This window comes from Mesorhizobium sp. M2A.F.Ca.ET.037.01.1.1 (assembly GCF_003998075.1).
Classification (GTDB): Bacteria; Pseudomonadota; Alphaproteobacteria; order Rhizobiales; family Rhizobiaceae; genus Mesorhizobium.
Genome location: NZ_RZSA01000301.1, coordinates 1 through 6,594 on the forward strand (window position 1 = coordinate 1; position 6,594 = coordinate 6,594).

A 6,594-nucleotide genomic window follows, 5' to 3' on the forward strand; every position below is an offset into this window, starting at 1 on the left:
CGGCGACATGGTCGATCAACCTGGCTTTGCCCAATGAAAGCAGCGGCTTGTCGCCGCCGCCCATTCGACGCGCCTGGCCTCCCGCCAGAATGATCCCCGCAACATTTCTGTCCATTGGCCTATATGCCGTCCGGCGCCATGTCGGGTCCAGCGCTTTCAGCGGCGGGTTGCTGCCTGCCGACGACGCGCTCGCGGTAGAGCGCATAGAGGCCGGAGCCGATGATGATGGCGGCGCCGGCGATCATGGGCAGGTCGGGAACATCGCCGAAAATGAGGAGGCCGAGCAGGATCGACCACAGCAGGGCGGTGTAGCGGAACGGCGCGATGAAGGAGATGTCGCCCGAGCGCATCGCCATGATGATGAACTGATAGCCGATGAGCACCAGCACCGCCGCGAGCGCCAGAAGCATGGTCGAGCGGCCACTCATCGGCGTCCAGCCGCCCATCGGCGACAAAAGCAGCGCGCCCAGGACGGTCATGGCAAGCGCGGTCGCCGTCGACACCAGCATGGTCGGGATCGCGTGTGGGATGCGCTTGGTGGACAGGTCGCGCACCGCGCAGCAGGCGACGCTGGCCAAGGCCACCAGCGAATAGACGCTGAACCCTTCGAAACCCGGCCGCACGATGATGAGCACGCCGACGAAGCCGGCGGCAATGGCGGTCCAGCGTCGCCAGCCGACGCTTTCGCCGAACACCAAAGCCGCGCCCATGGTGACCGCCAGCGGCAATGCCTGCATGACAGCCGAGACATTGCCGATCGGCAGATGCGCAAGCGCGATCAGGAACGACACCGTTGCGCCGGCTTCGCCGGCCACGCGCATGGCCACCATCGGCTGCAGCATGGCGGCCGGATTGACCAGCGCGCCGCGCCGCCAGGCAAGCAGGCCCACGAAGAAGGACGCGAAGGCGCCGCGCACCAGCATGACCTGCGCCATGTTCATCGATTCGGAAGAAAATTTGGTGATCGCATCATTCAAGGTGAAGCCGACCATGGCCACGATCATGAACAGCGCGCCGCGCAGGTTTGGCGAGAGAGGCAAAGGCGGTTCCGGATTCTATTTTGGATCGAAACCTGTAGCAGGTCACCGCGAACAGCAACGCCAAAAGAAATGGGCCACGAATTTCTGCATGGCCCATAGAACGATTTGCCAGGGTCCCGAAGACTTACCTCGGCGTCAGCACTTCGGTGCCGTTGCCGTTCTGGCCGGCGATGGTCCAAAGCCCATGCAGAGAGCCGTCCTTCTCGATCTTGTAGACGACGAGACCGACTTCCTTGCCCATCGCATAGCCGGCGGAAAACGCATTGTCGTTCCGCATGCAGATGCCGTCCGAAGTCGAGCCGCCGGTTTCCCAGTGGATCGTGCAGGTCGTGTCGCTGGTCAGCGTGATGGTTGCCTCGCCACCATATTTCGAACCATCGAAATTGGTGCCGGCGACGGTATAGGTGCCGCCGATCGACTGAGCGGCGGCCGGCATGGAAGCAATCCCAAGCATTGCAAGTGAAAGCATGATTGTGCGCATGTGCACTCCCCCTAGAGCGAAAATCGCGCTCGAAGGCTAGGCCGGAAAAGGCCGGCGGTAAATCGGGTGGAGGATGGCGTGGAGGGTTTATTTCGAGTGTGGCCCGGACGCTTCGTGCAGGCTAGCAGCAATGGTGCCGACCAGCGGGTCGTATTTCGCCTTGAGCGCTGCCGGATACTCGATGAAGACGCTGTGGATCACGTCCTCCTTGCCGAACACGGACCGGCGATAGAAGATCTTGTCGCCCTTCGTACCCGACAGCACCGCCCAATTCTTGCCGGCCTTGCCGTAGGTGACTTCGTCACCTGGCTCGGGGCTGGCTTTTTCGTTCTCGACGAGGCTCTTGGGCGTGTCGTCGAGCGCATTGTAGCTGCCGTAACAGGCCACGCTGGCGCCGTCGGCGCTGTGCCACTCCAGGCCGTCGCCGTTTTCCGGCTCCGGCATGCGCTCCGTGAAAATCTGGTCCGGGAAAGTGCACACGGTGCCGAAGCGCGCGTTGACATAGGTGAACGGCTTGGCCAGCGCCGTTGTCGCCAAGAACAGAAGCGCGGAAAACAAGCCGATGCGCCGAAGATTCTGCATGTTCCCCCCTTTGGCCTCTGACCAAAGGCGATCATGCATCAAGCCGTTGAAAAAATCAGCCGCCGGTGACGCTCATATGCCGCGACACTGAAGGACGGCTGGTGCGGCGGTCGATGATGAAATCATGGCCCTTGGGCTTGCGGCCGATGGCCTCGTCGATGGCCGCGTCGAGCAATTCGTTGCCTTCGGAGGCGCGCAACGGTGCCCTCAGATCCGCGGCGTCCTCCTGGCCGAGGCACATATAGAGCGTGCCGGTGCAGGTCAGCCGCACGCGGTTGCAGCTCTCGCAGAAATTATGCGTCATCGGCGTTATGAAGCCGAGCCGGCCGCCGGTCTCGGCGACATGGACGTAGCGGGCAGGGCCGCCGGTCTTGTAGGGGATATCGGCGAGCGTGAACTGGCGCTCCAGCGAGGCGCGCAGCATCGACAGCGGCAGATACTGGTCGGTGCGGTCGGCCTCGATCTCGCCCATCGGCATCGTCTCGATGAGGGTGAGGTCCATGCCGCGGCCATGCGCCCAGCGCATCAGCTCCGGGATCTCGGCATCGTTGAAGTCGCGCAGCGCGACCGCATTGAGCTTGATCTTCAGCCCCGCCTTCTGAGCGGCATCGATGCCTTCCATCACCTTGCCGAGATTGCCCCAGCGCGTGATCTGGTGAAATTTTTCGGCATCGAGCGTATCGAGCGAGACATTGATGCGTTTGACGCCGCAGTCGGCGAGCTCGGCGGCGAAGCGCGAAAGCTGCGAGCCGTTGGTAGTCAGCGTCAGCTCGTCCAGCGCGCCGCTTTGGAGATGCCGCGAGAGCTGGCGTACCAGATGCATGATGTTCTTGCGCACCAGCGGCTCGCCGCCGGTCAGTCTAAGCTTCTTCACGCCCTTTTCGACGAAGACGGTGCAGAGTCGGTCGAGCTCCTCGAGCGACAGCAGATCCTTCTTCGGCAGGAAGGTCATGTCCTCGGCCATGCAATAGGTGCAGCGGAAATCGCAGCGGTCGGTGACCGATACGCGCAGATAGCTGATCGTGCGACCGAAGGGGTCGATCATATCCATTGCAAGCGTTTCCCGTGGCCTGAGCGGCATCGTTATATATGGCTATGTGATACGATCCAATGCCGCATTCAAGATAGAAGGTCTCGGTCTTTGGTAACATTCCCCGACCGACATCGTATGTCGGCTGGCCTCAAGTGGCTTTCCGCATGGCGCGAAGCGGCGTAGGGAAGGGGGCAACCAGAGCATGATGCCGAAAAGTGTGAAGCGGTTTTTCGGACGACATCATGCTCTATCTCTTTGACTAGAGACGGATTCAGATTTCAGGTCGATTCGACCAGAAATCATCCGTCTCTAGACAGGACCAGTCATGACCGCGCCAAAGGAACTCAGGGTCTCGAAAGACCGCAAGCTCTTGACCGTGACCTTTCCGGGCCATCAGCCGTTCGAATTGCCGGCGGAGTTTCTGCGCGTGGCTTCGCCATCGGCGGAAGTGCAGGGCCATTCGCCGGAACAGCGGGTGACGGTCCCCGGCAAGCGCAATGTCGCAATCCTCAAGATCGAGCCGGTCGGGAACTACGCGGTGCGCATCACCTTCGACGATTTTCATGACACCGGCATCTTCACCTGGAACTATCTGCATACGCTCGGCCACGAAAAGGATGAGCGCTGGAACGCCTATCTCGCCGAACTGGCCGAGAAGGGGCTGAGCCGAGACCGCTAGTTGTGCGGGTGGCAATCCAATGTCGGCAGCCGGGCTGTCGTCAAGGCGTCATGGACGTGGAGTAGCGCCGGCAAAACGTCAGGAGACGAAGAATGTCGCGCATCACATCGGTCGAACAACTGGAGGCTCTCTACGGCCTGCCGGGCGAGGCCTCGGTCGTCAAGGAACTCGACCATGTGATTCCCGAATATGCCGCCTTCATCGAGGCCTCGCCCTTCGTGGCGCTGGCGACCAGCGGGCCGGAGGGGCTCGACTGCTCGCCGCGCGGCGATCTCGCCGGTTTCGTGCGCCTCGTCGACGACAAGACGCTGATGATGCCGGACAGGCGCGGCAACAACCGCGCCGATTCGCTGAGGAACATCATTCGGGATCCGCGCGTGGGACTGCTCTTCCTTGTGCCGGGCTCGGGCACGACGCTGCGCGTCAACGGCCGCGCCCATATCACGACCGATGCCGGGCTATGCGCCTCCTTCATGGTCGACGGCAAGCCGGCCCGCTCGGTCACCGTCATCGATGTCGCCACGGTCTATTTCCAGTGTGCCCGAGCCATCGTGCGCTCGGAACTCTGGAACCCAGCCAGGCATGTCGACCCGAAGTCGCTGCCGACGCCCGGCCAGATCCTCGAGGGTCACCAGCCGCAAGAACATCGACGGCGAAGCCTATGACAAGGAATGGCCTGAAAGAGCCAAAAAGACGATGTGGTAAGCCTGAAAGTCAGGCTTCCTTCAGGACGTCGGCGATCTTGCGCATCTGCTCGCCGATCATGTCGCACTGTTCCGGCGTCGACTGGCTCATCGCCTTCTCGATCAGCGCCATGTGAACTTTCAGCGCCTTCATCAGCAGGGCCTCGCCCGCCTCGGTGAGGTTCAGCCGCAGCACGCGCTTGTCCTTCTCGTCGCCTTCGCGCCGCAGCAGGCCGCGCCCCTCGAGTTGCGGCAACAGCATCGTGATGTTGGAGCGGCCGACCAGGAGCTTGCGGGCAAGGTCGTGCTGCGACATGCCGGGGTGGCGGTAGAGGTTCATCAGCACGTCGAGCTGCGCCGGCTTCAGGTCGAGCGGGGCGAGCTTCACGGCAAGCGTGCGCTCCAGCACATGGCAGGCGCGCGCCACCGCGACCCAGTTGCGAAAACGCGGGTTGTCCCAGGGCAGCTCTTGCTTAATGTTCATGTTTGAACTATTATGTTCATGCTTGAACGAATGGATGGACTGCCAATATGGCATCATTTGGAATGAAGGTCATCCGGGGCGTTTTCGGCGCGGCCGAGCATGTCGCGCCGCGCCTCAGCGGTCGCGCCGCGTTCGAATTGTTTTGCCGGACACCCAGCGTCAAGGCGTTGAGCGACGGCGAACGCCGGGCCGTCGAACGCGCATCAGCCTTCATGGCCGAGGCGCGCCATCACCGGCTGAAGACAAGGTCGGATTGCGTGGCCGTGCACGAATTCCGGCCGGAGCCGGGCAGGGAGCCGCGCGGCACCGTGCTCGTCATCCATGGCTGGCGCTCGCGCACCGAATATATGCGGGCCTTGATCGAAGGGTTTCGCGGCGCCGGATACAAGGTCGTCTCGCTCGACCTGCCTGGGCATGGCCATTCGCTCGGCCGCCATCTGAACATGGTGAATGCGGTGGAAGCGGTGCGTGTCACAGGCGAATGGTTCGGTCCCTTTGCCGCCGTGGTCGGCCACTCCTTCGGCGGCGCGGTTGCGGCCAATGCCGTCGCCGCGTCGGTCAAGGGCATGCCGCCGCTCAAGGTGCAGAAGCTGGTCTTGATTGCCGCGCCGAGCTCGCTGCCGGCAATCTTCGACGATTTCAGCCACAGGCTCAATGTCGGGCCGCGCTCTCGCGTTGCGATGGCGGACAGGGTGAAACACCTTTCCGGCCGGCCGCTCAGCGAATTCACCGGCGACCGCCAACTGGCCGAGGCGCCGGTGCCGACGCTGATCATCCACGCACCGGACGATCGCGAGGTCCACGCCGACCATGCCAGGCGTTACGCGGGCGCCGGCGAGCACGTCCACCTGCACTGGGCCGATGGGCTCGGCCACCGCCGCATCCTCGCCGACAGAAATGTCGTTGCACGCGCCGTTGGCTTCGTGACCGAGCAGCGGGAAGCGATCCTGCACTAATCAGCCTATCAGTCCGCCTTCTTCTGCCCCGGCTCGACCGGCAGGCCGGCCGCCTTCCAGGCGGTGTAGCCGCCGAGGATATGTTTGACCGGGGTCAGGCCCATGTCCTGCGCCGTCTTGGTCGCTAAAGCCGAGCGCCAGCCGCCGGCGCAGAAGAAGACGAAGGTCTTTCCCGAGGCGAAGAACGACTTGTGGTAGGGGCTTTCGGGATCGATCCAGAATTCCAGCATGCCGCGCGTCACATGCTTGGCGCCGGGGATCTTGCCGTCGCGCTCGACTTCGCGAGGATCGCGCAGGTCGACGAAGATCGTATTCTCATCCTCCAGCAGCCCGGCTGCTTCCTCTGGCGACACCACCTCGATCTCGGCATTCGCCTCATCGAGCAGTTCGCGATATCCCTTCTTCACTGCGCATCTCCAGGCCACGGCTCAAGCGACCAGGATTTCGAGCATAACGGCCCGGGTTTGTCACGTCCGAGCCGGTTCCGCCAAGGTCTGGCGCAATGGCGCAAGCATCGCGGGAACCGAGGCTGGCCGCACGGGTCTCACAAGGATGTGAAACCGTTCTGCAACATGGCCCTGGAAATTTATGGAAGCTTAACGAAATCGGTATGAATCAGTATAGTTGCGCCTTACATCCGCCATGCGGTGGGCGAG

The 6,594-nt window shown here is 62.7% G+C and carries 9 protein-coding genes and 1 pseudogene; 3 read left to right on the forward strand and 7 right to left on the reverse strand.

Annotated elements, in window-relative coordinates; all coding sequences use genetic code 11:
- From EOA27_RS16540 to moaA, 5 genes are all read right to left on the reverse strand, one after another.
- Positions 1-115 (reverse strand): NTP transferase domain-containing protein (locus tag EOA27_RS16540; RefSeq protein ID WP_148669962.1); only part of this gene is annotated, 115 nt, incomplete at its 3' end.
- A 4-nt stretch (positions 116-119) separates the two neighbouring features.
- On the reverse strand, positions 120-1,040 hold the full coding sequence (locus EOA27_RS16545) for a DMT family transporter (RefSeq protein WP_126082709.1): 921 nt from the start codon (positions 1,038-1,040) through the stop codon (positions 120-122).
- A 124-nt stretch (positions 1,041-1,164) separates the two neighbouring features.
- The gene (locus EOA27_RS16550; RefSeq protein WP_126082710.1) at positions 1,165-1,521 is read right to left on the reverse strand and encodes a hypothetical protein; all 357 of its coding nucleotides are present in this window, start codon (positions 1,519-1,521) and stop codon (positions 1,165-1,167) included.
- Between the two features lie 87 nt (positions 1,522-1,608).
- On the reverse strand, positions 1,609-2,103 hold the full coding sequence (locus EOA27_RS16555) for a hypothetical protein (protein WP_126082711.1): 495 nt from the start codon (positions 2,101-2,103) through the stop codon (positions 1,609-1,611).
- 55 nt (positions 2,104-2,158) lie between these two features.
- Positions 2,159-3,154: a GTP 3',8-cyclase MoaA gene (moaA, locus tag EOA27_RS16560; protein WP_126082712.1), complete on the reverse strand. Its 996-nt coding sequence runs from the start codon at positions 3,152-3,154 to the stop codon at positions 2,159-2,161.
- Between the two features lie 307 nt (positions 3,155-3,461).
- Here moaA and EOA27_RS16565 point away from each other — a divergent pair, with 307 nt between their 5' ends.
- Complete coding sequence (locus tag EOA27_RS16565) at positions 3,462-3,815, forward strand: DUF971 domain-containing protein (RefSeq protein WP_040982795.1); 354 nt, start codon at positions 3,462-3,464, stop codon at positions 3,813-3,815.
- 92 nt (positions 3,816-3,907) lie between these two features.
- Positions 3,908-4,520: pseudogene (locus tag EOA27_RS16570) on the forward strand (pyridoxamine 5'-phosphate oxidase family protein).
- A 9-nt stretch (positions 4,521-4,529) separates the two neighbouring features.
- Here EOA27_RS16570 and EOA27_RS16575 read toward each other — a convergent pair.
- Positions 4,530-4,982, reverse strand: coding sequence for a MarR family transcriptional regulator (locus tag EOA27_RS16575; RefSeq protein WP_042642392.1), 453 nt, complete (start codon positions 4,980-4,982; stop codon positions 4,530-4,532).
- A 47-nt stretch (positions 4,983-5,029) separates the two neighbouring features.
- On the opposite strand from EOA27_RS16575, the gene EOA27_RS16580 reads away from it, so the two are divergent.
- The gene (locus EOA27_RS16580; RefSeq protein WP_126082713.1) at positions 5,030-5,938 is read left to right on the forward strand and encodes an alpha/beta fold hydrolase; all 909 of its coding nucleotides are present in this window, start codon (positions 5,030-5,032) and stop codon (positions 5,936-5,938) included.
- An 8-nt stretch (positions 5,939-5,946) separates the two neighbouring features.
- On the opposite strand, the gene EOA27_RS16585 is transcribed toward EOA27_RS16580, so the two are convergent.
- Positions 5,947-6,345: a rhodanese-like domain-containing protein gene (locus tag EOA27_RS16585; protein WP_126082714.1), complete on the reverse strand. Its 399-nt coding sequence runs from the start codon at positions 6,343-6,345 to the stop codon at positions 5,947-5,949.
- Between the last annotated feature and the right edge of the window lie 249 nt (positions 6,346-6,594).

Coding starts and splice junctions, on each gene's coding strand:
- EOA27_RS16550 (WP_126082710.1), bottom strand. CDS start 1,521: ATGCGCACAATCATGCTTTCACTTGCAATGCTTGGGATTGCTTCCATG.
- EOA27_RS16555 (WP_126082711.1), bottom strand. CDS start 2,103: ATGCAGAATCTTCGGCGCATCGGCTTGTTTTCCGCGCTTCTGTTCTTG.
- moaA (WP_126082712.1), bottom strand. CDS start 3,154: ATGGATATGATCGACCCCTTCGGTCGCACGATCAGCTATCTGCGCGTA.
- EOA27_RS16565 (WP_040982795.1), top strand. CDS start 3,462: ATGACCGCGCCAAAGGAACTCAGGGTCTCGAAAGACCGCAAGCTCTTG.
- EOA27_RS16575 (WP_042642392.1), bottom strand. CDS start 4,982: ATGAACATTAAGCAAGAGCTGCCCTGGGACAACCCGCGTTTTCGCAAC.
- EOA27_RS16580 (WP_126082713.1), top strand. CDS start 5,030: ATGGCATCATTTGGAATGAAGGTCATCCGGGGCGTTTTCGGCGCGGCC.